Source organism: Kitasatospora sp. NPDC059795, from assembly GCF_042732175.1.
Lineage (GTDB): Bacteria > Actinomycetota > Actinomycetes > Streptomycetales > Streptomycetaceae > Kitasatospora.
The window spans coordinates 461,882-485,857 of sequence record NZ_JBHWID010000001.1 but is presented as its reverse complement, the minus strand read 5'-3'; the positions used below and the strand labels follow the sequence as shown (position 1 = coordinate 485,857).

Genomic DNA, 23,976 nt, shown 5'->3' with positions numbered 1-23,976 from the left:
CCCGGGCATGACGTTGACATGACGTTCTCTTGGCACACTCTTGAGGGGGACCGTGTGCATTCACAGCTGCGTCCGCATGCCCGGCACGACCTGACGGACCGCCCGGCGCCGGACGCCCTGGCGTATCCCGCGAACGACGTCCTGGTGGTCTCCGGCCTGCCCGGCAGCGGCAAGAGCACCCTGATGGCGCGCTGCGCCCGGGCCCGGGTGATCGACTCCCAGCACACCCGGCAGCGGTTCGCGTCCGCGCTGCCCGGCGTCCCGTACGCGCTGTACCGGCCGCTGGTCCGCGGCGCCCACTACCTGCGGCTGCGGTCGGCGCTGCGGGCCGGCGGGCCGCTGGTGGTGCACGACTGCGGGGCGCTGCCGTGGGTGCGCCGGGCGATCGCCCGCACCGCGCGCCGGCAGGGCCGCCGGGTGCACCTGCTGCTGCTGGACGCCACGCCCGCGCAGGCCGCCGACGGCCAGCGGCGGCGCGGCCGGCGGGTCTCCCGGTACGCCTTCGCCCGCCACCGCCGGGCCGGGGCCGCGCTGCGCGCCCTGGTCACGGCGGACGTGCCGCTGCCGCCCGGGGTGGCGTCGGCGGTGCTGCTGCCGCGCGCGTCGGCGGCCCGGCTGGCGGCCATCGAGTTCGGCGCGCCGCATCCGCCGCACAGCTGCCGGCGGCCCGCGCCGCGCCCGGCGTCCGCACCGGCCCGGGCGGCGACGGGCGCTGCGGCGAACGGCTGAGCCGCCTCGCGCGTCGCCCGCCGCCCGGCCGCGTGCTGGCTAGTCTCCGGGCCATGCGCACCCCCGACCCCGCCGTCCCGGACGCCGCCGTGCCGGAAGCCGCCCCCGAAGCCCCCGGCCCGGCCGCCGCCCCCACCGCCATCGCCGCCGCCGCCGTCTCCGAACGGCCGCCGCGCGGCCCGCGGGTGCGGCGGATCGCCGACCGGCTGTCCGTGCAGTTCCGCGTCCCGATCGAGCCGCAGTACGACCAGGCCGGGCACCGCTGGACGCTGCGCTGGTACGACGGGCCGACCGTCGCCGCCGTGCGCTGCGCCCTGGAACGGCTCTTCCCGAACGACCCGGCCGCGCCTGGCGACCCGGCCGCGCCGAACAACCCGGCCGCGTCTGGCGATCCGAGCGCCTCGGGCGGCGCGCACGCCTCGCGCGCCTCGAACGACCCGGCCGCCGAGGACGCTGCGCGGCTCGCGGTGCGCCGCGACCTGACCACCCGGGCGCTGGTGCTGGCCGCGATCCGGGAGACCCGGGCCGGGGCGATGCACCGCTCGGTGGGCAGTTGGGGCCAGCGCTACCACCTGGAGCAACTGCTCGCCGACCAGGAGCACCCGGACCGGACCGCCGATCCGCGCGAAGCGGCCATGCTGGAGCGGCTGTTGGAGGCTTCCTCGACCGGCGTCGCGCGCGGCGCGGGCGGGCCGGACCTGGCCCGCGCGTTCGACCTGGTGGCCCGCGACGGCGTCGCCTGGCTGCTGCCCGAGCCCCACCTGGCGGGGCCGGCCGACCGGGACGCGCTCGCACTGACCCCGCTGGAGTACCTGACGTCCCGCTACGCGACAGGCGTCCACCGCGCCGCGTGGGAGACCGCGTTGACGCCCCTGCCGCTGCGGACCGCCGTCACCGCCGCCCACCAGGACCCGGAGCCCGGCCCGGACGCGGCCCGCGCCGCCCTCACCCTGCTGCCCGCGCTGCGCGCCCGGGCGTCCGCCGAACTCGACGCCGTCGAGGCCCGGTTGGCCGCGGTGGTCGCCGCCGTCACCTCCGGCAGCGTGTCGACCCCAATTCTGCCTGCTCACGAGCGTTCGCGGTAGGACCGGACGCACACTCGTTCTCCCTTGTCCGGGCGGCTCGTCGGGCCGCAGACTCGTCCGCACTCCCCCCTGCTGGACGAATCGACAGGAGACGTGTGTCCTCCCACGTGAATCACGAACTGGCCCTGCGCGCCCGGGTGCTGCTGGCCGGCAGCGAACCGCCCACCCCGTGGCAGGCGTACCGGGCGCACCGCCTGCTGGCCCGGGTCAACCCGGTGGTGCACCTGCCGAAGCTGGCCCTGGCGGCGATCGAACTGACCCGCCACCACCCGGTGTTGCTCCGCCGTGACTTGCAACTCCAGCTGCTGGACGAGGCGTTGGACGCGGCCTCGCGGATCCCCGTGGACGACCCGTACCGTCCGCGGGCGCTGGCGCGGATCCTGGAGGAGCACGCCGAGCGCCTCAGGCAGCTCGGCATCACGCCGAGTTGACGCGCCGGGGCCGGGTGCGGCCTGCACGGCCGGGTGCGGCCCGCTCGGCCGCTCCCGGCCCACTGCCGCCGCGCCCGGCCCACTGCCGCCGCGCCCGGCCCGCTGCGGCTACACCCGGCCCTGGAAGTGCTGCTTCTCCACCAGCACGCCGTCCGTGAAGCAGAACCGCACCACGTCCTGGCCGCCGCTGGGGCCGGTCTCGGCGTCGCCCGCGAACCAGCGGCAGTGCGTGCCTTCCGGCACCGGCGGGCCGATCTTCTTGAAGTCGCCGGTCAGGAAGTCGCTGCCGACCGGCAGCCGCCCGTTGACCGACTCCTCGGACTGGCCGATGTCGATCGAGTCGTACAGCTTGGTGGAGACGGTGGCGTCGCGCATCGAGCTGATGAACATCAGCACGCCGACGGCGGCGACCACGCCGACCACGGCGAGCACGGCGACCGCGCCCAGCGCGCAGCCCATGGCGGGGCTCCGGCGGCGCTTCTCCGGGCCGATCAACCGGTCGGCGAGTTCCCGCAGTTCCTCGTCCTCGGGGATCGCGGCGAGCGCGCCGTCGGAGGTGTACGGGAGGCGGCCGCTCAGCCGGTACCCGCCGCCCGGCTGCCCGCCGGCCTGTATCGCGCCGCCGAGCAGCCGGGCCCGCTCGCGCAGTCCGGTCAGGCCCTGGCCGCCGGAGACCGCCGAAGTGCCGTCGCCGCCGGGCCCGTTGACGACCTCCACCATCACGGCGTCGCGCTCGTACCGCACCGTCAGCACGATCTGCGCGCCCGGCGCGTGTTTGTGCGCGTTGGTCAGGCCCTCCTGGGCGATCCGGTACGCGGCGTGGCCGGTCGCGGCGGCGAGGTCGCGCGGCGTGCCCTCGTGCCGGAGCTCGACCAGCGCGCCCGCGGCCTGCGAGTTCTCCGCGAGCCGGTCGATGGAGTCCACGCCGCCGGCCGCCGGCGCCGAGTCCTCGCGCAACAGGCCGACCACCTCGCGCAGTTCGCGCATCGCGCCGGTCGCGGCCTGTCGCAGCACCCCGACCGCCTCGCGCTGCCGCTCGCCGAGGGTGCGGTCGACCTCCAGCGCGCCGGTGTGCACGGCGATCAGCGCGAGCTGGTGGCCGAGGCTGTCGTGCATGTCCTGGGCGATCCGGTGGCGTTCGCGCAGCCGCGCCTGGTGGGCGATCATGACCCGTTCGCGGACCAGCTGCTCGTTGCGTTCGCGCAGGCTGTCCAGCAGGGCGGTGCGCTGCTGCCGGTAGCGGCCGAACAGCGCGGGCAGCACGCCCACCAGCAGGAACCCGACCACGCAGATGCCGAACAGCGCGGGCAGCGGGAAGTGGTCGCGCCGGTTCTGCAGCACCCCCGTGGCGACGTTCAGCGCGAACCCGATCGCGAAGACCGCCGGCGCGTGCCACGGCCTGGTGATCCGCCGGCCCGCCCCGTGGCCCGCGGCGACCAGCAGCGGCAGGAACCCGCTCGGCCCGCCGGCGCCCGCCGCCGCCAGCACCAGCACCGGCCCCGGCAGCCCCCGCCGCAGCAGGAACAGCAGCCCGGCGACGGCCACCACCAGCCCCGACGGCCACCCGCCGTTGTCGGCGGCCTGCAACAGCGCCCCGAGCCCGCACACCACGAGCCCGCCCAGCACCTCCCGGACCACCAGCCGCCACGACCAGGGCCCCGGCACCGCTCGCTCCACCCACGCACGTATCACGCCACGACCCTAGCCGCCCCGCACCCCCGCCCACCGCCGCCGGGTCGGCGCGTCGAACGGGTGACGACGATGGGCCGAACGGGTGAGGGTCAGGTCGGCGGCGGTGGGCCGAACGGGTGAGGGGCGGGCCGACAGCGGTGGGCCGAACGGGTGAGGGTCAGGTCGGCGGCGGTGAGCCGGGCGGGTGAGGGGCGGGCCACGGACGGGTTGGCAGCGGTGCGACAAGGGGATCATCGGCCGGTATGCCCACGAAGAACCGTGACCCCAGGCCCTCGCGCCGCCGTCACCTCGTCGCTCTCACCGCGCTCACCGCCCTCGCCTCCCTCGCCGTCGGCTGCTCCTCGCTCCGCACCGAGGACGACGCCCACGCCGCACCGCCCGCAGCCCGCCCCGCCGCCGGACAACCCGCCGCCGGGCAACCCGCCGCCGGGCAACCCGCCGCCGGGCAACCCGTGGCCGCCCAGCCCGCCGTCGCGTTCCCGCAGGCCGCGGCCGGGCAGGAGCTGAACGGCCGGCTGGGCGCGGCCGAGCGGGAGTCGAGGCAGCAGCAGGCCGAACTCGCCGCCGCCCGCCGGTGGGGCCTGGCGGCGCTCCCGTTGAAGGCGCCGGCCGCGCCCGCCGAGAAACCGGAGCTCGTCGCGGGGCCGAACGTCCTGCTCGCCGACGGCCTGCCGCCGGTGGTCCGGCGGGTGCCCACCGAGGACGACGTGGTGTTCCTGACCGTGGACGACGGCGCGGAGAAGGACCCGGAGTTCGCCGCGATGGTCGAGGAGCTGGGCGTCCCGCTGTCGGTGTTCCTCTCCGACTACCTGGCGCGCTCCGACTACGACTACTTCCGCGACCTGCGCGACCACGGCGTCGGCGTCTACAACCACACCATCAACCACCCGGACCTGCGCCGTCTCGGCGGCGACGCCCTGCAGCGCGAGATCTGCGGCCAGCAGGACCGCCTGGAGCAGGAGATCGGCGCCCGCCCGCGCCTGTTCCGGCCCCCGTACGGCGAGTACACGGCCGCCGCGCTGCGCACCGCCGCGTCCTGCGGGGTCACCGCCGTCGCGCTGTGGACCGAGGAGGCGTTCCCCGACCACCTCGAGTACCGCTACTCCGACGCGAAGCTCCACCCCGGCGACATCATCCTCACCCACTTCCGCGCCCCCGCCGCCGGCTGGAAGGGCACGCTGTCCGACATGCTGCGCCGCGTGATCGACACCGCGACCGCCGAGGGCTTCGCCATCGGCCGCCTGGAGGACTACCTCTGAGCCGGTGGCCCCGCCCGCCACCGGACGGGCAGGGCCATCGGTCTCGGGCCGGCCCCGCCCGCCGCCGGACGGGCGGGGCCGCCGGTGTCAGGCCTGCTCGGCTGCGGCGGCGACCTTGGCCCGGTACGCGGCCCACCACTGGGCGTCGGCCTCGGGCATCGCCGCCACGCCCGGCCGGTAGCCGACCTCGCCGTCGATCAACTCCCGGACGATGTCGGCGTGTCCGGTGTGCCGCTCGGTCTCGCCGATCAGGTGGACCAGCACCCGCTGCAGGCTCGGGGTGCCGGTCCGCTCCACCCACCACGGCACGTGGCCGACGGCGTCCAGCGGCAGCGCCTCGACGGTCTCGTCGGCGTGCTTCCACGCCGTCCGGTAGCTGTCGAGGATCGCCTCGCGGGACTCCTCGGCGGTCGCCCACATGTCGACGTTGGGCTCCAGCCCGGCCGCGCCCAGATCCGGCCGGAACCACGGCACCTGCACGGTGGGCTGCCGGTCGAACACCCAGCCCAGGTAGAGCAGTTCGACGCCCGCCAGGTGCTTGACCAGGCCGAGCAGGTTGGTCCCGGTCGGGGTGAGCGGGCGGCGGACGTCGCGCTCGCTCAGGCCGTCGAGCTTCCGCACGACGGTCTCCCGGGCGTCCTGCAGGTGCCGCTGCAGGTCGGTCTTGAAGTCGGTGGCAGTCATTCGGTGTGTCCTCTTCTCTCAGTCGCCGAGCAGGCCGACGGGGTTGCCGTCCGGGTCGTCGAACACGGCGATCCGGCCCTGCCCGGGCACGGCCCGCGGCTCCATCCGGCGGCGGCCGCCGAGCTTCTCGGCCTTGTCGAGCGCCTGGGCCACGTCCGCGACCCGGAAGTACACGACGATCCCGGTGTAGGGGCTGCCCGGGCCGGACTGGCCGATCCCGCCGATCGGTTCGCCGCCCGCCGCCCCGCCGATCCGTGCGTACGTCGCGTCGAGCACGTCGATCGGCCAGTCGAACAGGTCGCGGTAGAAGCGGTGGGCGCGCGGGGCGTCGGGGGTGGAGATGTCGAACCAGGCGGGCGTGGGCGGGTGTTCGGGGGCGGTTGTCACGGCTGCTCCTCGGGTGCGGAAACACGGGTCGAGGGTGTGACTTCCGCCGTGGGGCAGAATCGTCGCCCGTGAGCGAGGAATTCTGCGCACCCCCCGCCGACGCCGACCTGGCGGCGGCCCGCGACGGCGACGACGCCGCCTTCACCCGCCTGGTCGCGCCGCTGCGCCGCGAGCTGCACGCGCACTGCTACCGCATGCTCGGCTCCACCCACGACGCCGACGACGCGCTGCAGGAGGCGCTGGTCCGCGCCTGGCGCGGCCTCGCCGGGTTCGAGGGCCGCAGTTCGCTGCGCGGCTGGCTGTACACGGTGGCCACCCGCACCTGTCTGGACGCCATCGCCCGCCGCGGCCGCCGCGCGCTGCCCGTCGACCTGGGCCCGGCCGCCGACCACGCCGTGCTCGACGCCGCCCCGCTGACCGAGGTCGCCTGGCTGGGCCCGTACCCCGACGCGGGCCTGCCGCTCGGGCCCGCCGGCCCCGCCGCCCGCTACGAGCAGCGCGAAGCCGTCGAACTCGCCTTCGTCGCGGCCGTGCAGCACCTGTCGGGCAACCAGCGGGCCGCGCTGCTCCTCTTCGACGTGCTGGGATTCTCCGCCGACGAGATCGCCGCCATGATGGACACCTCCACCACCTCGGTGAACTCCGCCCTCGCCCGGGCCCGGCGCACCCTCACCGCGAAGCTCCCGCAGGTCTCCCAGCAGCGGACCCTGCGCACCCTCGGCGACCCGCGCGTCCGGGGCATCGCCTCCTCCTTCGCCACCGCCCTGGAACGCGGCGACGCCGACGCCCTGGTCGCCCTGCTCACCGAGGACGTCACCTGGTCGATGCCGCCGCTGGCCCAGTGGTACGCGGGCCGCGCCGCCGTCATGGACTTCGCGGTGGCCGTCCCCCTCACCCGCTGCCCGAGCTGGCGGCACCTCCTCACCACCGCCAACGGCCAACCCGCCGTGGCGTTCTACCTCGGCGAGGCCCCGGACGCACCCCACCGGGCCTGGTCGCTCACCGTCCTGACGCTGCGCCGCGACGCCGTGGCGGGCCTGGTCTCCTTCCTCGGCGCCGAGCACGCCGTCCGCGCCGGCCTGCCCGAGCTGCTCCCCTGACCCGCGAGGTCCGATGACCCGCGAGGTCCGATGACCCGCGAGGTCCGCCCCGTGCGGTCGAGCGGGCCGTCAGGGGGCGACGAAGCCGGAGCGGTAGGCGAGGACGACGGCGTGGGTGCGGTTGCGGGCGCCGAGCTTGGTGAGGATGTTCGCGACGTGCGTCTTGACGGTCTCCGCGCCGAGGAACAGCGTCGCGGCGATCTCGGCGTTGCCGAGGCCGGAGGCCATCAGGCGCAGCACGTCCTGTTCGCGTTCGGACAGCGGGTGCGGGAACGGGGTGGTCGCGCGGCGCCGGTGCAGGGCCAGGTCGCGCACCGAGTCGGGGAACATCAGCGTGTCGCCGAACGCGGCGAGCCGGACGGCCTGCACGATCGCCTCCGGCCGGGAGCGTTTGAGCAGGAAGCCGGCGGCTCCGGCGAGCAGTGCGTCGTGGACGCTGTCGTCGTTCTCGAAGGTGGTGATGACGACGACGCGCGGGGCGGGGACGACGGTGTCGAGGATCCGCCGGGCGGCCTGGATGCCGTCGAGCGCGGGCATCCGGACGTCGGTGAGGACCACGTCGGGGGTGAGGGTGCGGGCGAGGGCGACGGCCTGGGCGCCGCTCTCGGCCTCGCCGACCACGTCGATGTCCGGTTCGGCGCCGAGGATGACGGCGAGGCCGGAGCGCACCAGCGGTTCGTCGTCGGCGATCAGCACCCGGATCGGTGCGGTGCTCACGTGTCCCTCCCGGGGCGGTCGTTGGCCCGGCCGAGGGCGAGGGGCAGCCGGGCGGCCACCTGCCAGTGGCCGTCGTCGGGTCCGAATTCGGCGTGTCCGCCGAGGAGTTGGGCGCGTTCGGCGATGCCGCGGGTGCCGCGTCCGCCGCTGCGGCCGGGGCGGCGGGTGGCGGGCAGCGGGTTGCGGACCAGCAGGCGCAGTTCGCCGCCGGCGGCGTCGACGGTCACCTGCACGGGTGATCCGGCGGCGTGGCGGAGGGCGTTGGTGAGGGCTTCCTGGACGATCCGGTAGGCCTCGCGGGAGACCACGGCGGGCATCGCGTGGAGGTCGCCGACGGTCAGGTCGACGGGTGATCCGGTGGCGCGGGCGGAGTCCGCGAGGCGGTGGAGGTCGCGCAGGTCGGGTTGGGGGGCGCGGCCGGGGTGCTCCTCGCGGAGCAGGCCGAGGACGTGGTCGAGTTCGTCGGCGGCGGACCGGGCGGCCTCCTCGATCGCGGCGAGGGCGCTGCGGGCGAACGCCGGGTCGCGGTCGAGGACCCGTCCGGCGGCGGCGGCCTGGAGCGTGACGACGCCGAGCGCGTGGCCAACGGAGTCGTGCAACTCCCGTGCCAGGCGGTTGCGTTCGGCCAGTCGGGCGCTGTGGCGTTCGGCTTCGGCGAGCCGCTCGGCGGCGGACGGTCCGAGCAGGGCGGGGGCGGAGCGTTCGAGGGCCAGGCCGGCCGCCCGTGCGGCGGTCGGCAGCAGCACCGCGAGCAGCGCCCCGGCGGGCGGCCCGAGCCAGGCGGGCACCGCGCCCAGCCATCCGGGGGGATCGTCCAGGAACGGGCGGACCGTCAGCAGCACGACGGCGGCGGGCGGGACGGCCATGGTCGCCCCGGCCACGGGCGCGCCGAGGCCGAGGTGCAGCACCGCCCACAGGGCGGTCCGTCCGCGCGAGGCGGCGGGCTCGTCCGGGCGTTCCCAGCGGGCGCCGACGGGCAGCAGGGTGCGGACGATCGCGGTCTCCAGCTGCCGGACGAACGGGACGGCGGCGGCGGTCGCGGCGACCAGCGGCAGCGCCGCGAGGTAGGCCGCGAACTGGACCAGCAGCGAGCGGTCGGTCGAGCCGGTCGGGGACAGCGGCGCGAGGGCGATGTTCGTCACGAACCAGAACGGCGTCATCATCGCGCCGCCCAGGATCAGCAGCGCCCAACGCCGCAGGGCCGCCCGGCCGAACAGGGCCTGGGCGACCCGGCGGACCTCCCCCCGTGGCGTCACGCCTGGATCATCCCACTGCGGCGGGCCCGGTCGTCGGATGCCCCCGCGGCCTCGACCACCAGCAGGGCCAGCACGGTCGCGTGCACCGCGCCGACCACCGCCAGCAGGCCGCCGACCACGGCGACGCCGCGCATGTCCTCGCCCCTGCTGAGCGGGGTGGTGACGGTCGAGGCGAGCAGCCAGAACAGGCCCCAGCCGAACGACGTCCCGGTGCCGACCCAGGCCGCCACCAGCGCGCCGCGCGCCGGCCGACCGTCGCGCCGCCGCCAGGTCAGCGCCTGGATGCCGACGAGTCCGACCACGGTGAGCAGTGCGTAGCCGCCGTTGACGACCAGGGACTGGGCGTCCGGGCGGTTGTCGTCGGGCCGCAGGACGTGGCTGCCGAACGCCCAGCACAGCTGGATCGCCACCGGGACGAGGCCGAGCGCGGCGACGCCGACGACGACCAGCCGCCGCACCCCGTCGGCCGGGCCGACGGGCAGGTCGCGCAGGCGCAGCGCGAACACGGGTGCCCAGCGTTCGCGGGCGTGCAGGACGAAGCCGCCGACCAGGCCGATCGCCTGGAGGCCGAAGCCGCCGTAGACCATGGCGAACACCCAGCCCTCGATGAAGTCCTGGCCCTGGTCGCTGCTGGTGATGCCGCCGGTGAACGCCCCGACGACGGCCGCGACGGGTGCGACGAAGGCGATCGGGGCGAGCAGGCCGGTGGCGACGAACATCGGCAGGACCAGCAGCCAGCCGGGGATGCGCCGGCCCCAGGGGCGGGCCAGGGCGAGGGCGAGGACGGCGGCGACGGCGTCCATGCCGACGGTGGCGAGGTTGGCGCCGATCATGGCGCCGCTGTGCATGCCGTCGCCGTGGACGCCGATGCCGCTGCCGGCGACCCAGGCGATCTTCAGTGCCAGGTAGGGCAGGGTGGCAACGATCGTGCCGGCGCACAGGGCCGTCCGCAGGCGGCTCGGGTCTGTGGCGGTGCGTATTGTCGTCATGCCCCGACGATCGCAACCGCCGGGGGTGTGACGATTCCCCCGTACAGGGGACGATCCTCCCCCGTTCGGGGGAACGTCCACTCCGCGGTTCCGAGGCCGGGCGCAGGCCCTTGCGAGGCCGGGACGCCGCCTTTCCGCCGGGCGCGGATTCACACCCCCGGGTGACGGTCCCGGTCCGGGCGCGATGGGTGCGGCGCGGCCGGGCATACGCGGGGAGCCGGTCAGTGGGGTCGGTCAGGGAGGACGGGCCAGTGAATCCGATCGAACGCGCGCTGCGGGCCGTCGACCGCACCCAGCAGCGGCACCGGCCGCTGGCGGCGGTCTTCGGCGTGATCAAGAAGTACGGCGACGACCGGGGCGGTCTGCTGGCCGCGCTGATCACCTACTACGGCTTCGTGTCGCTGATCCCGCTGCTGCTCCTGCTCTCCACCGTGCTGGGTTTCGTGCTGCACGGTCATCCGGAGGCGCAGGAGTCGGTCCTCAACTCCGCACTGGCCGATTTTCCGATCATCGGAGACCAGTTGCGGGAGAACGTGCACTCCGTGCAGGGCAGCGGGCTGGCGCTGGTCATCGGCATCCTCGGCCTGTTGTACGGCGCGCTGGGCATCGCGCAGGTGATGCAGCACGCGATGGCCGAGGTGTGGAACGTGCCCGGCGTCCGGCGGCCCGGCTACTGGCCGCGACTGGCCCGCTGCCTGGCGCTGTTCCTCGCGCTCGGACTCGGCCTGGTGGTGACCACGGCCGCCGCCGCGCTGGTCTCCACCACCCTCGGCGGCACCCTGGCCCGGATCGGCGGCCTGCTGCTGTCGGCGGTGCTGAACTCCGCGCTGTTCGTCGCCTGCCTGCGGATCCTCACCCCCAAGGAGGTGCACACCCGCCGCCTGGTGCCGGGCAGCCTGGTCGCGGGCCCGCTGTTCACCGTCCTGCAGGCGTTCGGCGCGGCCCTGGTCGCGCACCAACTGCGGCACGCCAGCGCGGTCTACGGCTTCTTCGCGACGGTGATCGGCCTGCTGTCCTGGCTGTACCTGGCGTCCCAGATCACCGTCTACGCCGCCGAGACCAACGTGGTCCTGGCCCGCCGCCTGTGGCCGCGCTCGCTGCTCCAACCCCCGCTCACCGGCCCCGACCGGGAGGTCCTGGCCCTGCTGGCCCGCCAGGAGGAGCGCCGGCCCGAACAGCACGTGGACGTCGCGTTCGACCCGCCCGAGTCCGCGTCCGAACCCGCGTCCGAACCCGAGGACCCGGACCCGGAGCCGGACGACCGGAAGTAGCCCCGGCCGGCTGTCGGTGCCCGCCGGTACCGTCCGGGCCATGACTGATCGTGAGACTGATCGTGAGACGTACGCCCCGCTGTCGTTCTTCGAGTACGACCACCGGCCCGGCTCGTACTGCCTGCTGCTGACGGACGACCGGATGCTCGCCGTGGACGAGGTCTTCGAGGCCGCCGGTCAGCAGAACGGCGGCTACGGCTGGGAGGCGGTGGCCCGCTCGGCGGTCCGCACGCACGCGCCGCAGCTGGAGGGCCGGTTCGGCTACGACCCGGAGGCCGGGATGTTCGTGGCGTACGGCGAGGACGCGGCGGCACTGCGCGAACTCGGCGTGCTGCTGTCCGGCGCCTTCCGCGACCGGGCGGCGCTGCGCGAGCTGATCGACGCCGCCGACCCCGACTGGTTCGACTGAGCCGCACCTCCCGGCGTCCGGGCACGCGAACGCCGACGGCCGCCCCCTCCCGACATGAGGGGGCGGCCGTCGGCGTGTGCGGGTGGTCCGGCGGTGCGGACCGGTCAGGCGGAGGTGCCTCAGACCGAGAGGACCTGGCCCGGGAAGATGACGTCGGCGCTGGCGCCGATGGTCTTCGCGTTGGCCTGGAACAGCGCGTCGACGGTGGTGCCGTTGGCGGCGGCGATCGCGCTCAGGGTGTCACCGGACTTGACGGTGTAGTTGCCGCCGGCGGCCTTGGCGTTGTGCTTCGTCCAGGACTTCTCACCCTGGGCCTTGTCGACCTGGGCCTTGTCGACCTTGACCGTCTTGGCATCGGACGAGGTGCCCTGGGCCTTGACGACCTGCGGGGTCGCGGTGTTGCCCGCCGTGGTGTTGGTGGAGGCCGCGTCGCTCTTCGTGGTGGCGAGCTTCACGGACTTGGTGGCGGCGTTGTTCGCGGTGGCGGTGCTCGTGGTGGCGGTGCTCGCGGTGGCGGTGGTCGCCGAGGCGGAGGTGTCGACCTGGGCAGCGGTGCCGCCCTTGGTCAGACCGGCCTTGACGGAGCACACCGGCCAGGCGCCGGGGCCCTGGGAGGCGAGGACCTTCTCGGCGACGGCGATCTGCTGCGCCTTGGTGGCCTGGTTGGCCTGCGGGGCGTAGGCGGTGCCGCCGTACGCGGCCCAGGTGGAGGAGGTGAACTGCAGGCCGCCGTAGAAGCCGTTGCCGGAGTCGATGGACCAGTTGCCGGTCGACTCGCACTGCGCGACCTTGTCCCAGGTGGACACGTCCGCGGCGTGGGCCGAGGTCGCCGTGACGAGTCCGGCCACCGGCAGAACGGCCATCGCGGAGCCGACCACGATGGCGGCACGGACGCGCTTGCGGGTGCTGCTGCCCTCGGCGGCGGTGGTGGTGGCGGTCTTGGCGGCGGCGGTCTCGTTACGGAAGATCATGCGATTCCTTTCGGATGCCCCGGGCAGGCAAGGCGGAACCAGAGCCCCTGACGGGCCTGCTGTTTCGCGCTTGTGGATCGGACGGTGCCGTCGCTTGCCGACGTGCTCTCCGTCGCGGTCACCCTGCCCGTGCGGTGCGGCTCGGTGGCCGCTCCGGGGCGATGGTGTCGGGTGATCCCGGGTAGTGCGCCCTGCACTGGTTACGAAGCTACGGGCGTTTCGGCCGATGTCCAAGCATTCGAAGGTCTGTGCAGGTCAGAGCCGCGTTACCGGCGGTACATCGGGGCTTTTCACCGAGTGGTCCCGCGATTTTCCGGGCCCGGCCCGCGCGGCCTGTGACCGGCCTCACCGGGTTCCGGGCCCTTTCGTCGGCCCGCCGCGCACGGTGCGTGTCCCGGCGGCGACCGAGCGCCGATCACCCGGCCGTTCGCCTATGGGCCGGGCCACAACGGCCACGGTCGGTCGATCCCCCGGTCACCCGCCGTGGCCGAACTGCCGCCTCAGGACCGGGCGCCTCGGGACCGGGCACCTCGGGACCGGGCACCTCGGGACCGGGCACCTCGGGACCGGGCACCTCGGGACCGGGTGCCTCAGGACCGGGCGGTGAGCACGCGCGGCCCGTCCTCGGTGATCGCCACGGTGTGCTCGGAGTGCGCGCCGCGCGAGCCGTCCGCCGACCGCAGCGTCCAGCCGTCCGGGTCCACCCGCAGCTCCGCCGTCCCCGCGCACCACCACGGCTCCAGCGCCAGCGTCAGCCCCGGACGCAGCTCCAGGCCGCGCCCGGGGCGTCCGACGTTGGCGACGTGCGGGTCCTCGTGCATGGTGCGGCCCAGGCCGTGGCCGCCGAAGTCGGTGTTGATCCGGTAGCCGGCCGCGTGGCCGACCGCGGCGACGGCCGCCGAGATGTCGCCGATCCGGTTGCCCGGCACGGCGACGGCGATGGCGGCGTCCAGCGCGGCCCGGGTGGAGTCGATCAGCCGGACGTCCTCCTCGGCGGCCGTGCCCGCGACGACGGTGACGGCGGAGTCGGCGACCCAGCCGTCGATCGACACCGCGAAGTCCAGGCTGATCACGTCGCCGTCGCGCAGCACATAGGGGTGCGGCTGCCCGTGCAGCACCGCGTCGTTCACCGACAGGCAGATCACGTTGCGGAACGGCCCGCGCCCGAACGACGGCGCGTAGTCCCAGTAGCAGGACACCGCCCCACGCTTCTCGATCAGCTTCCGGGCCCGGTGCTCCAGGTCCATCACCTCCCGCCCGGGCTCCACCAGCCCCGACAGCTCCGCCAGCGTCTCCGCCACGAACCGCCCGGTCACGGCCATCTTCTCGATCGCCTGCGGACTCTTGAACTCGATCACGACACGGCTCCCTGCACAGCGGCAGCACGCCGCCCACTCGACGAGAATGCCGGTATTTGAATACCGGCGGAACGGGGACACCCTAGCACCAACCCGGTATTTAAATACCGCGCCACCGATGCCGCAGCCAAAGTCCGTGGCGGTGTGTCGGCGGGTCCGGCATCATCCCCGCATGACGGCGACGCAGCCCACCCAGAAGCCCTTCCCGCCCGGCGACCTCGCCCTCCGGCCGGCCGGACGGCTCGCGAGATGACCAGCTTCCTGACCCACCGGGCGCGCGTGCACGACGACCGGCTCCCCCCGCATCGGCGGCACAGCGCGCTGCGCACCTGCCTCACCGAGTTCGCGCCCTACGGCCTCCGGGCGACCTACCACCACCTCACGCTCAGCGCCCGCATCCCGCGGCGACTGGAGGCCGACCCGGACTCACTGCTGCGGGCGGTGGAGGAACTGCACGAGGCGAGGCTGCTGTGGCTCGTCCGGGCGGAGGAGTTCGCGGTGCGACGCCGGGCGGAGAAACGGGCCGGGCGGCGGGCCGTACCGAACCCTCGGCCGTGGTGGCTGCGGATCTGGTCGGAGGAGCGGCCGGAACGCGCCTGGTTCGACGACCCGTTCCGCCACCCGTCACTGCGGCTGCCCGCCTACGTCCTGCGGCAGAACGCACTCCAGGACGGCGTCGAGCTCCCCGGCTGCCCGGCCTGCGGGCACGAGGGGGCGCCGGTGTCGCAGTCGACCGGCCACGGATGGATCGAGTGCTGCACCCACTGCGCCCGAGTGTCGACCCCCTGCCGATGCGGACGGCAACACCCGCTCGCGCCCCCGGTCGAGCACGCCTGGAACGGGATCTGGCGGCGGGCACACATGCGCGACGACGGCACACCCAACCCGCACCGGCCTTAGCCCTGGGCCCCCGCTACTGCCCCGCCGTGTCCAGCAGTGTCTCGACGGCGGTGCGCGCGTGGTGGGCCGGGGTGGGGGTGCCGGTGATCGCGGCGGTGACGATGGCGCCCTCGGCGAGGAGTTGGACGGGGGCGGGGTCGGTGAGGCCGGCGGCGGTGGACCAGTCGGCGAGATGGCGGTGGAAGGCGTCCTTGTGGGCGCGGACCTCGGCGAGCACGGCCGGCGAGGCGGGGCCCAGTTCACCGAAGGCGTTGATCCAGGCGCAGCCCCGGAAGCCCGGTTCGGCGCACCAGGCCGCGAGCCAGTCGAACGCGGCCAGCAGCCGGGCCCGCGGGTCGGCGTGCGTCTCGGCGGCGACGGTGAGCCGTCCGCGCCAGCGCGTGTCGCGGCGGCGCAGCACGGCGACCACCAGGTCGTCCTTGGTGGGGTGGAGGCGGTAGATGCGCTTGAGCGGCAGCCCGGAGGCGGCCCGGACCTCGTCCATGCCGACGGCCCGGATGCCCTTCTCGTAGAACAGCGCCTCGGCGGCGTCGAGCAGCCTCTCGTGGTCCTGCCGGGTCTGCTCCTGACTGAGCGGGGCGGGCATCTGGGCGCTCCTGCGGGGGAATTGACGTGGAGAACGGTCGTTCCCTAGCCTAGCGTCCAGCAGCGTTGAGAACGCTCGTTCTCCACCCCTCTCCCCCGCCAGGAGGCCGCCATGACCGAGGACCGCCCGCCCCACCCGCCGTTCACCCGCGAGAGCGCTCTCGCCAAGGTCCGGGCCGCCGAGGACGCCTGGAACAGCCGCGACCCGCAGCGCGTCGCCCTCGCCTACACACCCGACTCGGTGTGGCGCAACCGCGGCGTCTTCCTCACCGGCCGCGCCGAGATCGTCGCCTTCCTCACCGCCAAGTGGGCCCGCGAGCACGAGTACGCGCTGCGCAAGAACCTGTGGGCGTTCGACGGCGACCGGATCGCCGTCCGTTTCCAGTACGAGTGCCACGACGACGAGGGCCGGTGGTGGCGCAGCTACGGCAACGAGCTGTGGGAGTTCGACGCGAACGGGCTGATGCGGCGGGGCGAGGCCAGTATCGACGACGCGCGGATCGACGCCGCCGACCGCCGCATCCTCGGCCCCTGGCAGGACGGCGAGCCCGAGCTGCCGGTGCACTGAGAGCGGACGGTCTTTCGGCGCGATGCGACGGGAGGCCGTCGCGTTCAGTAGCGTGGCGGCATGGTGCGAGTCCCCCTCACCCCCGAGCAGATCGAGGCCGGCCGGCGCCTGGGCGCGCTGTTCCGCGAGACCCGGGCCGGCCGCGACCCGGTCGCCGTCGCGCAGAGCGCCGGCATCTCCCCCGAGACCCTCCGCAAGATCGAGATGGGCCGTCTGCCCAGCCCCGGCTTCGGCACGGTGGTCGGGCTGTGCGCCGCGCTGGACGTTCCACTGGACGACGCCGCACAGGTCTGGCTGGGCGTGGTCGCCGACACCCGCCGCGCCGCCGGCTGACCGGGCCCCGCAGCCGCGCCACGCCCCAGCTGCACCGCTGCTGCGCCTCTGCTACACCGTCGCGAGCACCGCGTAGCGCTCGTCCGGCACCGGGCCGCCCCACAGGTCGGCGTCCTGCGAGAGCGTCTCCACCCGCAGGTCGCGCACCAACGGCCTTACTGCGTCGGCGAGTTGGTCCGCCGTGACGCCGCCCGCCCAGGGCAGCGCGTCGGCGCCCGGCGGGTACGGTTTCGCCGCCGCTCCCGCCTCGCGCCACCGGCCCTCGATCAGCACCAGCCGGCCGCCCGGGCGCAGCAGGGTCGTCCAGTGGTGCAGTGCCGCCCGTGGGTCGGGCAGCGTCCACAGCAGGTGGCGGCAGAGCACCGCGTCGAACCGGCCGTCGGCGACGGGCGGCCGTGCGGCGTCGCCCACGACGAAGTGCCCGGCGTGGCCCGCGGCCTCCGTCTTCGCCCGGGCCCGGCGGACCATCCCGGCGGCCAGGTCCACGCCGGTGACCTGGTGCCCGGCCTCCGCCAGCAGCACCGACAGCGACCCCGTCCCGCACCCGACGTCCAGCACCTGCCCCGCCGCGTCCGGCACCCAGGCCGCGAGCCTGCGCGCCCACGCCTGCCGGGTGCGGCCGTCGGCGAGGCCGTGATCGGGTTCCCGGTCGAAGGCGGGGGCGGCGTCGTTCCAGTACGCGGCGATGGCGTGCAGGCGGCTGTCCATCCCCGCAGCGTGCCATCCGCCGCCGACAGCCCGGGCGGTCAGGACGGGCGGTCAGCCCGGGCGGTCACGACGGGCGGTCAGTACGGGCCGACGCCGCTGTCCGGGCAGCGGAGTTCGAGTCGTGCGGCGTCGGCGTCGAGCTTCTTGGCGCTCTGCGCGGGGTCTCCGCTCGCCGTGCCGTCCAGGATCAGCGCCAACTCGCGGAATTCACCGGCAAGTTCGACGATCTCAGGTCTGATTGCCGGGTCGGCCGACGTGCTCGCCGCCGTCAGCGCCCGGTCGGCCTCCCGCGCCGCACCGGCCCGGATCTCCGGTCCTCGTCCGGCCGCCGTCGCCCGGTACGCGTCCAGCGCCCCGTGCACCTCGCGGCATCCCACCCGGGAGGCGACGACCGGCGGCGACTCGCCGGGAACGATCTGTCCCGGCGTCGGCCCGCCCTGGTTGTCCCCGGGCTCGCCGCCGTGGGGCCGGAACATCAGCACCGCGACGAGCGCGACCACCGCCGCACCGAGCGGCACCCAGAACGTCACCACCCGCCGCGAGGTCATCGCCGGCGCCGGCCCACCGATCCTGCCCATCGCCACCGGAGCCCCGGGCGCGGCCGCCTGCTTGTACGCGTACGCCGTCGCGAACCGCCGCATCGGGGGCGGGACGGCGAACCTCCGGTCCCTCGTCGGCGCGACCGCGGCCCGGCGGCGGGCCGGACCGGCCGGCGGTAGGCCGGTCAGCGACGCCAAGTAGCGTCGCCACCAAGACACTTCACTCCCCGGCCGCGGCTCGAAGGGCAGCGCCTCCCGGCCGCCCGCGGTCAGCGATTCCAGGTACCGACGTCCGAAGCTCACGACCCGACCTCCCCCGGCCGCCCGGGCCCCGGCCCGGGCACCGGCACCGACGCCGGCCCGCCCGGCCCGCCCGGACCACCCGACTCCACCGCCTCCGGCGGCTCCTCCCCCCGGACGACGGCCCGCACGCTCGTGAGCGTCCCGATCTGCCGCAGCAGCGCGGGAGCCGAGGCCCCGGCCGCGACCGCCGCGTACAGCCCGGTGATCTGCGAGTGCAGCAGCCACCCGGTGACCGCCCCCAATGCAATCCGGCTCACCCCGGCCGCCAGGTCCGCCGTCGGATCGATGAAATGCCGTAACGGCGGCATCCGCCGCCGCCTCTCGTCCCGCGCCCGATGCCGCGCCGACTGCCAGGCCAGCAACCGCCCATTGGCGATCACCAGCTCCACCAACGCTCCCCCGACGCCGCCGAACCCGGCCGCGTGAGCCCAGTCCAACTCTGCTCCTCCCCCGGCAGGTTGATCCTCCGCCAGAGAGCATCCAGCATTCCCCCGCCCCCGACAAGAATCCCCCGCCCTCGACCGCCGAGGCTGTCGTCGACCCGGTCCGGCGGCAGCCCGACTCGGCGTCGCACAGGGCGTTTCACTCCGCCGGAGGGATGGCCCCGCGCCGCCGGTGGGCGGCCCGCACGGCGAGCACCGAGCGGTAGGAGAGCAGCGAGAGCACCGAGTCCGCCGACAGGACGGACGCGGTGCTGCGCCAGGAGCCGATCGACAGGAGGGAGACCGCGGAGCCGACGCTGCCGATCGACAGCGACGACCCGACCGATCCGATCGACAGCACGGAGTACGCCGACCCGATCGACAGGAACGACCCCACCGATCCGAGTGAGAACCCCGCGTCCAGCGCCTTGCGCCACGTGTCCCGGCAGTCCACCACGGTGTGCCCTCCAAGTGATGAGTGATTGTCCGACCGTCCGTCAGTCATACCTGATCGGGGGCGCTGCTTCGAGCGGTCGGGCCCGCCTGCTTGGATGGGTGGCCGCCCGCCGGTGGGCGGGAAAGCGCAGGTCGGAGGGGAGCGGGGATGGGCGCGGTGGGCGCCGAGGTGCTGTCGCTGGGGTTGCTGGGCGTGGTGCTGGTGAGTGCGGTGCGGCGGCCGTTCGGGTGGCCGGAGGCGGTGGTCGCGGTTCCGGCGGCGGCGCTGCTGGTCGCGGTCGGCGCGGTGTCGCCGGCGGCCGCGTGGGCCGAGCTGGGCCGGCTCGGGCCGGTGGCGGGGTTTCTGGCGGCGGTCCTGGTACTGGCTCAACTCTGCGACGACGAGGGGCTGTTCGAGGCGTGCGGCCGCTGGATGGCGAGCACGTCGGGCGGCCGGCCGGTACGGCTGCTGGGTCAGGTTTTCGGGGTCGCGGCGGTGGTGACGGCGGTGCTCAGCCTGGACGCGACGGTGGTGCTGCTGACGCCGGTGGTGGCGGCCACGGCCGGGGTGCTCGCCGTCCGGGCCCGGCCGCACGTGTACGCGTGCGGGCACCTCGCCAACACCGCGTCGCTGCTGCTGCCGGTGTCGAACCTGACCAATCTGCTCGCGTTCGCCGCCAGCGGCCTGACGTTCGGCCGGTTCACCGCGCTGATGGCGCTGCCGTGGCTGGCGGCGGTCGGCGTCGAGTACCTGCTGCTGCGCCGGTTCTTCGCCGCCGATCTGGCCGTCCCGGCCGCTCTTCCGGCGCCCGTCGAGCGGCCTCGGCTGCCGCGGTTCGCGCTGCTGACGGTGGCGGGCACGCTGGCCGGGTTCGTGGTCGCGTCCGCGTGCGGCGTCTCCCCGGCCTGGGCGGCGGCGGCCGGCGCGACGGTGCTGGCGGTCCGGGCGCTGGCGGCGGGACGGACCGACGCCCGCCGGATCGTGGGCGCGGCGGCGCTGCCGTTCCTGGCGTTCGTGCTGGCGCTGGGCGTGGTGGTGAAGGCGGTGGTGGACAACGGTCCGGCGGGGTGGCCGGCCGGCCTGGTGCCGTCCGGCGACTCGCTGCCGGCGCTGTTCGCGCTGGCGGGGCTGGCCGCGCTGCTCGCGAACCTGGTGAACAACCTGCCCGCGACGCTGCTGCTCGTCCCGCTCGCCGCACCGTCGGGCGCGGGCGCGGTGCTGGCCGTCCTGCTGGGCGTCAACATCGGCCCGAACCTCACCTATGCGGGATCGCTCGCCACCCTGCTGTGGCGGCGCATCGTCCAGTCCCGCGCGATCGACGACGGCGGGCTGCGCACCTTCACCCGCCTCGGCGTGCTCACCACGCCGGCCGCCCTCGCCGCCGCCGTCCTGGCACTCTGGGCGTCCCTGCGCCTGCTCGGCGGCTGAGCGCGGTGCTTGAGGGGTGCGCCCGAGCTCGGCGCGCGAATTCGGGTGCGCCGCCGCCGGTCCGGCTCCGAGAATGGCCGGCATGACATCGAGCGGGTTGATCGAGTGCGGCGACGGCGCCGTGTGGGCGGAGGACTCCGGGGGTGACGGGCCGCCGCTGGTGCTGCTGCACCCCGGGGTGGGCGACTCGCAGATCTGGGACGGCCTGTGGCACCGGCTCACCGCGCGCCACCGGCTCGTCCGGTACGACGTGCGCGGCTACGGGCGCTCGCCGGAGCCCACCGGCAGCTACTCGCACGTCGCCGACCTGCACGCGGTGCTGGACCGCTTCGGGCTCGACCGGGTCCACCTGGCGGGGTGCAGCATGGGCGGCGGGACGGCGCTCGGCTTCGCGCTGCGGCACCCCGGACGGGTGGCGTCGCTGGTGCTGGCCTGCCCGGGCGTGCCCGGCTACCCGTGGCCGGACGAGCCGGAGTCGGACGCCGAGTACGAGCGGCTGGTGGCGGCGGGCGACCTGGCGGGGCTGACCGCGTTCGGCCTGCGCGAGTGGGCGGCGTCCGGTTCGGACGCGGCGGCTGTCGAGCAGTTGCGTTCGGCGGCCCGCGCCTGGCCCGGCGAGGACGTCCACCAGCGGGCCGACCCGCCGGTGTTCGACCGTCTCGGCGAACTGTCCGGCGTGCCCGCGGCGGTGCTGATCGGCGACCTCGACCGCCGCCCGGCGGTCGACTGCGCGGAGCGGACCGCCGCCGGGCTCGGCTGCAAGCCGGTCCGACTGCCCGGCGTCGACCACCTGCTGCCGCTGCGGGCGCCCGACGCCGTCCTGCGGGCGATCGAACAGGTCACGGCCGCCCGCTGACGCCGAGGCATCGCCTCCGGGCCGCGAGCCACGCCGCCGCTCCGGCGGCGGTCACCAGCGGCAGCACGTACAGCACCGCGCCGGCCGCCGCCAGGCCCCGCATCCAGACCGCCGTGTTGTCCAGGCTCCCCAGGCCGATCGCGCAGCCTCCGGCGGGAAGCACGGCGATCCCGACCGCCACCGTGACCGCCAGCGTCGCCCAGGCCCGGTTCCGTCCGAGCCGCCGGCCCAGGAAGACGCCCGGGACGGTGCCGAGGACGATCGCCCCCACCGGCGGTCCGACGAGCACGTTCCTGAGCACGACCATCCCGACGAACGGCCCGACGAACGCCAGCACCGTCCAGCCGACGGCCCGCGCCACCGGACGGGTGCTCTTCCCCGCAGCCGCAGCCTCGTTCTCCACTGCTTCCCTGTTCCCCCCGAGCCCAATGGTTCGTGCACGTCATCATGCCACAGAACTGAACACGTTCAACATCGATCCCCCTGTTCCACCGGCCGGCCGATCGGCCACGCTGCCGAACAGCCGAACCCGCTGCTCGGCCGGGATGAATGTCCTGCCAGCCCCACCTGTCGCGCCTGGCACCGCCCGTCCCGCAGGCCATAGGGTCGCTTCCGGCCCGGGGTCGGGGAGATTTCCCCACGTCGGGGAGATTTCTCAGCACTTTTTCGTTATCCGCCGGCCACCGGCGGATCTCCGATGGGTGTGAGGGCACGACGCGAGAACACGAGGACGGTCCGGGCTGTGGACAGTGGGCAGGTGGCGACGCTGGTCGGTCAGGCGCAGCACGGCGACCGGCAGGCGGTGGCAGAGCTGGTGGGTGGTCACCTGCCGCTGGTGTACAACGTGGTGGGCCGGGCGCTGTCGGGGCATCCGGACACCGACGACGTGGTGCAGGAGACCATGCTGCGCGCGGTGGACGGGCTGCCGGGGCTGCGGGATCCGGCCGGGTTCCGCAGCTGGCTGGTGGCCATCGCGCTGAACCAGGTGCGCCGCCGCTTCCGGGACGACAGCGGGGCCGGCGCGGTGCCGGATCCGGCGGCGGTCGCGGACCCGTCGGCGGACTTCGTCGGGTTGACGATCGTCCGGCTGGGCCTGTCGGAGCAGCGGCGGGAGGTCGCGGAGGCGACGCGCTGGCTGGACGAGGGCGACCGGGACCTGCTGGCGCTGTGGTGGCTGGAGGCGGCGGGCGAGCTGTCCCGGGCGGAGTTGGCGGCCGCGTTGGAGGTGTCGCCGCAGCACGCGGCGGTGCGGGTGCAGCGGATGAAGGGCCAGCTGGAGGCGGCCCGGGTCGCGGTGCGGGCGCTGGCGGCGGTGCCGGGGTGTGCGTGGCTGGCGGAGTTGACGGCGGGTTGGGACGGGGTGCCGAGTGCGCTGTGGCGCAAGCGGATCGGCCGTCATGTCCGCGAGTGCGCGGTGTGCGGGGAGCAGCGGCGCGGGCTGATGCCGGCCGAGGGGCTGTTGGCGGGCCTGGCACTGGTGCCGCTGCCGGACGGTCTCACCTCGCTGCCGCTGGACCTGGCGGGGTCGACGCCGGGCGGGACGGGCGGGACGGGCGGGACGGGCGCTCACCGGGCCGGTTCGCGGGGCGGCTCGCACCGGGCGGGGGCGCGGCACGGTCGGCGGGCGGCGCCGCGTCGGGGGCCGGGCCGGGTGCTGGTGGGCGGCGGGGTGCTGGCCGTCGCGGTGGGGCTGGTGGTGGCGGTGGGACTGTCGGACTCGTCCTCGACGCCGGGCGGTCAGCAGGTGGCGGCCGGTCCGGAGCTGGCGGAGGCGTTGGCCGCCCCGGCGAACGGCACGGCGCCGTCCGGTTCCGCGTCCGTCCCGGCTTCGGCCTCCGCATCGGCCTCCGCATCCGGGTCCGCATCCGCGTCCGCGTCCGCCTCGCCGAGTGCGAAGCCGTCGGCCTCGCCGTCCGGTCAGGCGTCCGCGTCGCCGGGCGCGAAGGCGGCCAACCGGCGGGTGTCGGGGGATCTCGGGCAGCAGGTGCTGGACCTGGTCAACACGCAGCGCGCGCAGGCGGGTTGTTCGTCGCTCAAGGCCAACGACCGGTTGACGTCGGCGGCGCAGGAACAGTCGGACGACATGGCGGAGCGCAAGTTCTTCGACCACACGAACCCGGACGGCGACGGCCCGCAGGAGCGGATCGACGCCGCCGGGTACGAGTGGAGCGAGTGGGGCGAGAACATCGCCCGCGGGCAGAAGGACGCCGCCGCGGTGATGGCGAGCTGGATGAACAGCCCGGGCCACCGCGCGAACATCCTGAACTGCGCGTTCACGGAGCTGGGCGTGGGGGTGCACCAAGGCACGGGTGGTCCCTGGTGGACGCAGGATTTCGGCACTCCGGGCTGATGGCCCCGGGCCGTGCTGCGGTCGCCGCGGCCGTCGCCTTCGACGCTGCGGCCTGCCCGCTGCCGGTGCGGTCGTCTCCGTCGACGCCGCGGATGCGGTCGTGCAGTCGTACGGTCGTGCAGACGTGCAGTCGTTAAAGCCGTTCGGTCATACGGTCGTTCAAGCCATACAGCCATACAGCCGCGCGGTCGTCGCCCGTGCCGCCGCCGC

The 23,976-nt window shown here is 75.2% G+C and carries 27 protein-coding genes; 13 read left to right on the top strand and 14 right to left on the bottom strand.

Going from position 1 to position 23,976, the window contains the following annotated elements; all coding sequences use genetic code 11:
• The first annotated feature begins 54 nt into the window (after positions 1–54).
• The 3 genes from ACFV4P_RS02295 to ACFV4P_RS02285 all read left to right on the top strand — a co-directional run bounded on the left by ACFV4P_RS02295 (position 55) and on the right by ACFV4P_RS02285 (position 2,245).
• Positions 55–729 carry an AAA family ATPase gene (locus tag ACFV4P_RS02295; protein WP_380466385.1) on the top strand — a complete coding sequence of 225 codons (675 nt, stop codon included), beginning with the start codon at positions 55–57 and terminating at the stop codon, positions 727–729.
• A gap of 53 nt (positions 730–782) precedes the next feature.
• Complete coding sequence (locus ACFV4P_RS02290) at positions 783–1,814, top strand: hypothetical protein (protein WP_380466383.1); 1,032 nt, start codon at positions 783–785, stop codon at positions 1,812–1,814.
• A 95-nt stretch (positions 1,815–1,909) separates the two neighbouring features.
• Positions 1,910–2,245 carry a hypothetical protein gene (locus ACFV4P_RS02285; RefSeq protein WP_380466381.1) on the top strand — a complete coding sequence of 112 codons (336 nt, stop codon included), beginning with the start codon at positions 1,910–1,912 and terminating at the stop codon, positions 2,243–2,245.
• 108 nt (positions 2,246–2,353) lie between these two features.
• Here the strand turns inward: ACFV4P_RS02285 and ACFV4P_RS02280 are convergent, their stop codons facing one another.
• Positions 2,354–3,910: a sensor histidine kinase gene (locus ACFV4P_RS02280; RefSeq protein WP_380466379.1), complete on the bottom strand. Its 1,557-nt coding sequence runs from the start codon at positions 3,908–3,910 to the stop codon at positions 2,354–2,356.
• Positions 3,911–4,179: 269 nt separating this feature from the next.
• Between ACFV4P_RS02280 and ACFV4P_RS02275 the strand changes: the two genes are divergently transcribed.
• Positions 4,180–5,196, top strand: a complete 1,017-nt coding sequence (locus tag ACFV4P_RS02275; protein ID WP_380466377.1) for a polysaccharide deacetylase family protein — start codon at positions 4,180–4,182, stop codon at positions 5,194–5,196.
• A gap of 87 nt (positions 5,197–5,283) precedes the next feature.
• On the opposite strand, the gene ACFV4P_RS02270 is transcribed toward ACFV4P_RS02275, so the two are convergent.
• Both ACFV4P_RS02270 and ACFV4P_RS02265 read right to left on the bottom strand, forming a co-directional pair.
• Positions 5,284–5,880 carry a DinB family protein gene (locus ACFV4P_RS02270; protein ID WP_380466375.1) on the bottom strand — a complete coding sequence of 199 codons (597 nt, stop codon included), beginning with the start codon at positions 5,878–5,880 and terminating at the stop codon, positions 5,284–5,286.
• An 18-nt stretch (positions 5,881–5,898) separates the two neighbouring features.
• A complete protein-coding gene (locus ACFV4P_RS02265; protein ID WP_380466373.1) occupies positions 5,899–6,267 on the bottom strand; it encodes a VOC family protein in 369 nt (122 codons plus the stop codon).
• A 68-nt stretch (positions 6,268–6,335) separates the two neighbouring features.
• Between ACFV4P_RS02265 and ACFV4P_RS02260 the strand changes: the two genes are divergently transcribed.
• On the top strand, positions 6,336–7,367 hold the full coding sequence (locus ACFV4P_RS02260) for a sigma-70 family RNA polymerase sigma factor (protein WP_380466371.1): 1,032 nt from the start codon (positions 6,336–6,338) through the stop codon (positions 7,365–7,367).
• Between the two features lie 69 nt (positions 7,368–7,436).
• On the opposite strand, the gene ACFV4P_RS02255 is transcribed toward ACFV4P_RS02260, so the two are convergent.
• From ACFV4P_RS02255 to ACFV4P_RS02245, 3 genes are read right to left on the bottom strand one after another with little or no spacing between them, the layout of a single operon-like run.
• Entirely contained in the window at positions 7,437–8,084 is a 648-nt protein-coding gene (locus ACFV4P_RS02255) for a response regulator transcription factor (RefSeq protein ID WP_073809987.1), read from the bottom strand.
• Positions 8,081–9,340: a sensor histidine kinase gene (locus ACFV4P_RS02250; RefSeq protein WP_380466369.1), complete on the bottom strand. Its 1,260-nt coding sequence runs from the start codon at positions 9,338–9,340 to the stop codon at positions 8,081–8,083. The genes ACFV4P_RS02255 and ACFV4P_RS02250 overlap by 4 nt, the downstream gene beginning before the upstream one ends.
• Positions 9,337–10,329 (bottom strand): hypothetical protein, encoded by a 993-nt coding sequence (locus ACFV4P_RS02245; protein ID WP_380466367.1) that lies wholly within the window; start codon positions 10,327–10,329, stop codon positions 9,337–9,339. Before ACFV4P_RS02245 ends, ACFV4P_RS02250 begins: the two co-directional genes overlap by 4 nt.
• A gap of 251 nt (positions 10,330–10,580) precedes the next feature.
• Between ACFV4P_RS02245 and ACFV4P_RS02240 the strand changes: the two genes are divergently transcribed.
• Positions 10,581–11,600 (top strand): YihY/virulence factor BrkB family protein, encoded by a 1,020-nt coding sequence (locus tag ACFV4P_RS02240; RefSeq protein WP_380466365.1) that lies wholly within the window; start codon positions 10,581–10,583, stop codon positions 11,598–11,600.
• Between the two features lie 40 nt (positions 11,601–11,640).
• Complete coding sequence (locus ACFV4P_RS02235) at positions 11,641–12,009, top strand: immunity 51 family protein (RefSeq protein WP_380466363.1); 369 nt, start codon at positions 11,641–11,643, stop codon at positions 12,007–12,009.
• Between the two features lie 119 nt (positions 12,010–12,128).
• On the opposite strand, the gene ACFV4P_RS02230 is transcribed toward ACFV4P_RS02235, so the two are convergent.
• Both ACFV4P_RS02230 and map read right to left on the bottom strand, forming a co-directional pair.
• A complete protein-coding gene (locus ACFV4P_RS02230) occupies positions 12,129–12,980 on the bottom strand; it encodes a transglycosylase family protein (RefSeq protein ID WP_380466361.1) in 852 nt (283 codons plus the stop codon).
• Between the two features lie 590 nt (positions 12,981–13,570).
• Positions 13,571–14,338, bottom strand: a complete 768-nt coding sequence (map, locus tag ACFV4P_RS02225) for a type I methionyl aminopeptidase (RefSeq protein WP_380466359.1) — start codon at positions 14,336–14,338, stop codon at positions 13,571–13,573.
• A gap of 249 nt (positions 14,339–14,587) precedes the next feature.
• On the opposite strand from map, the gene ACFV4P_RS02220 reads away from it, so the two are divergent.
• Positions 14,588–15,238 carry a hypothetical protein gene (locus ACFV4P_RS02220; RefSeq protein WP_380466357.1) on the top strand — a complete coding sequence of 217 codons (651 nt, stop codon included), beginning with the start codon at positions 14,588–14,590 and terminating at the stop codon, positions 15,236–15,238.
• 13 nt (positions 15,239–15,251) lie between these two features.
• Here ACFV4P_RS02220 and ACFV4P_RS02215 read toward each other — a convergent pair whose 3' ends face one another.
• Complete coding sequence (locus tag ACFV4P_RS02215; RefSeq protein ID WP_380466355.1) at positions 15,252–15,824, bottom strand: TetR/AcrR family transcriptional regulator; 573 nt, start codon at positions 15,822–15,824, stop codon at positions 15,252–15,254.
• A gap of 111 nt (positions 15,825–15,935) precedes the next feature.
• Between ACFV4P_RS02215 and ACFV4P_RS02210 the strand changes: the two genes are divergently transcribed.
• Positions 15,936–16,391 (top strand): nuclear transport factor 2 family protein, encoded by a 456-nt coding sequence (locus ACFV4P_RS02210; protein ID WP_380466353.1) that lies wholly within the window; start codon positions 15,936–15,938, stop codon positions 16,389–16,391.
• Between the two features lie 60 nt (positions 16,392–16,451).
• Entirely contained in the window at positions 16,452–16,724 is a 273-nt protein-coding gene (locus tag ACFV4P_RS02205) for a helix-turn-helix transcriptional regulator (protein ID WP_073809970.1), read from the top strand.
• 51 nt (positions 16,725–16,775) lie between these two features.
• Here ACFV4P_RS02205 and ACFV4P_RS02200 read toward each other — a convergent pair whose 3' ends face one another.
• The 4 genes from ACFV4P_RS02200 to ACFV4P_RS02185 all read right to left on the bottom strand — a co-directional run bounded on the left by ACFV4P_RS02200 (position 16,776) and on the right by ACFV4P_RS02185 (position 19,153).
• Positions 16,776–17,432 (bottom strand): class I SAM-dependent methyltransferase, encoded by a 657-nt coding sequence (locus ACFV4P_RS02200; protein ID WP_380466351.1) that lies wholly within the window; start codon positions 17,430–17,432, stop codon positions 16,776–16,778.
• Positions 17,433–17,509: 77 nt separating this feature from the next.
• On the bottom strand, positions 17,510–18,274 hold the full coding sequence (locus ACFV4P_RS02195) for a hypothetical protein (RefSeq protein ID WP_380466350.1): 765 nt from the start codon (positions 18,272–18,274) through the stop codon (positions 17,510–17,512).
• Complete coding sequence (locus ACFV4P_RS02190; protein ID WP_380466348.1) at positions 18,271–18,663, bottom strand: hypothetical protein; 393 nt, start codon at positions 18,661–18,663, stop codon at positions 18,271–18,273. The genes ACFV4P_RS02195 and ACFV4P_RS02190 overlap by 4 nt, the downstream gene beginning before the upstream one ends.
• A gap of 193 nt (positions 18,664–18,856) precedes the next feature.
• Positions 18,857–19,153: a hypothetical protein gene (locus ACFV4P_RS02185; RefSeq protein WP_380466346.1), complete on the bottom strand. Its 297-nt coding sequence runs from the start codon at positions 19,151–19,153 to the stop codon at positions 18,857–18,859.
• 147 nt (positions 19,154–19,300) lie between these two features.
• On the opposite strand from ACFV4P_RS02185, the gene ACFV4P_RS02180 reads away from it, so the two are divergent.
• Both ACFV4P_RS02180 and ACFV4P_RS02175 read left to right on the top strand, forming a co-directional pair.
• Positions 19,301–20,560, top strand: coding sequence for an SLC13 family permease (locus ACFV4P_RS02180; protein ID WP_380466344.1), 1,260 nt, complete (start codon positions 19,301–19,303; stop codon positions 20,558–20,560).
• 82 nt (positions 20,561–20,642) lie between these two features.
• Complete coding sequence (locus tag ACFV4P_RS02175) at positions 20,643–21,416, top strand: alpha/beta fold hydrolase (RefSeq protein WP_380466342.1); 774 nt, start codon at positions 20,643–20,645, stop codon at positions 21,414–21,416.
• On the opposite strand, the gene ACFV4P_RS02170 is transcribed toward ACFV4P_RS02175, so the two are convergent.
• Positions 21,400–21,819 (bottom strand): hypothetical protein, encoded by a 420-nt coding sequence (locus tag ACFV4P_RS02170; protein WP_380466340.1) that lies wholly within the window; start codon positions 21,817–21,819, stop codon positions 21,400–21,402. The two genes, ACFV4P_RS02175 and ACFV4P_RS02170, sit on opposite strands and share 17 nt — an antisense overlap.
• Positions 21,820–22,158: 339 nt before the next feature.
• Here ACFV4P_RS02170 and ACFV4P_RS02165 point away from each other — a divergent pair, with 339 nt between their 5' ends.
• Positions 22,159–23,766: a sigma-70 family RNA polymerase sigma factor gene (locus ACFV4P_RS02165; RefSeq protein ID WP_380466338.1), complete on the top strand. Its 1,608-nt coding sequence runs from the start codon at positions 22,159–22,161 to the stop codon at positions 23,764–23,766.
• Positions 23,767–23,976 lie beyond the last annotated feature (210 nt).

Excerpts from the sequence above, each read along its gene's own strand:
- ACFV4P_RS02200 (WP_380466351.1), bottom strand. The coding sequence starts at position 17,432 with ATGGACAGCCGCCTGCACGCCATCGCCGCGTACTGGAACGACGCCGCC.
- ACFV4P_RS02290 (WP_380466383.1), top strand. The coding sequence starts at position 783 with ATGCGCACCCCCGACCCCGCCGTCCCGGACGCCGCCGTGCCGGAAGCC.
- ACFV4P_RS02205 (WP_073809970.1), top strand. The coding sequence starts at position 16,452 with ATGGTGCGAGTCCCCCTCACCCCCGAGCAGATCGAGGCCGGCCGGCGC.
- ACFV4P_RS02180 (WP_380466344.1), top strand. The coding sequence starts at position 19,301 with ATGGGCGCGGTGGGCGCCGAGGTGCTGTCGCTGGGGTTGCTGGGCGTG.
- ACFV4P_RS02275 (WP_380466377.1), top strand. The coding sequence starts at position 4,180 with ATGCCCACGAAGAACCGTGACCCCAGGCCCTCGCGCCGCCGTCACCTC.
- ACFV4P_RS02215 (WP_380466355.1), bottom strand. The coding sequence starts at position 15,824 with ATGCCCGCCCCGCTCAGTCAGGAGCAGACCCGGCAGGACCACGAGAGG.
- ACFV4P_RS02210 (WP_380466353.1), top strand. The coding sequence starts at position 15,936 with ATGACCGAGGACCGCCCGCCCCACCCGCCGTTCACCCGCGAGAGCGCT.
- ACFV4P_RS02220 (WP_380466357.1), top strand. The coding sequence starts at position 14,588 with ATGACCAGCTTCCTGACCCACCGGGCGCGCGTGCACGACGACCGGCTC.
- ACFV4P_RS02175 (WP_380466342.1), top strand. The coding sequence starts at position 20,643 with ATGACATCGAGCGGGTTGATCGAGTGCGGCGACGGCGCCGTGTGGGCG.
- ACFV4P_RS02245 (WP_380466367.1), bottom strand. The coding sequence starts at position 10,329 with ATGACGACAATACGCACCGCCACAGACCCGAGCCGCCTGCGGACGGCC.
- ACFV4P_RS02230 (WP_380466361.1), bottom strand. The coding sequence starts at position 12,980 with ATGATCTTCCGTAACGAGACCGCCGCCGCCAAGACCGCCACCACCACC.
- ACFV4P_RS02235 (WP_380466363.1), top strand. The coding sequence starts at position 11,641 with ATGACTGATCGTGAGACTGATCGTGAGACGTACGCCCCGCTGTCGTTC.
- ACFV4P_RS02270 (WP_380466375.1), bottom strand. The coding sequence starts at position 5,880 with ATGACTGCCACCGACTTCAAGACCGACCTGCAGCGGCACCTGCAGGAC.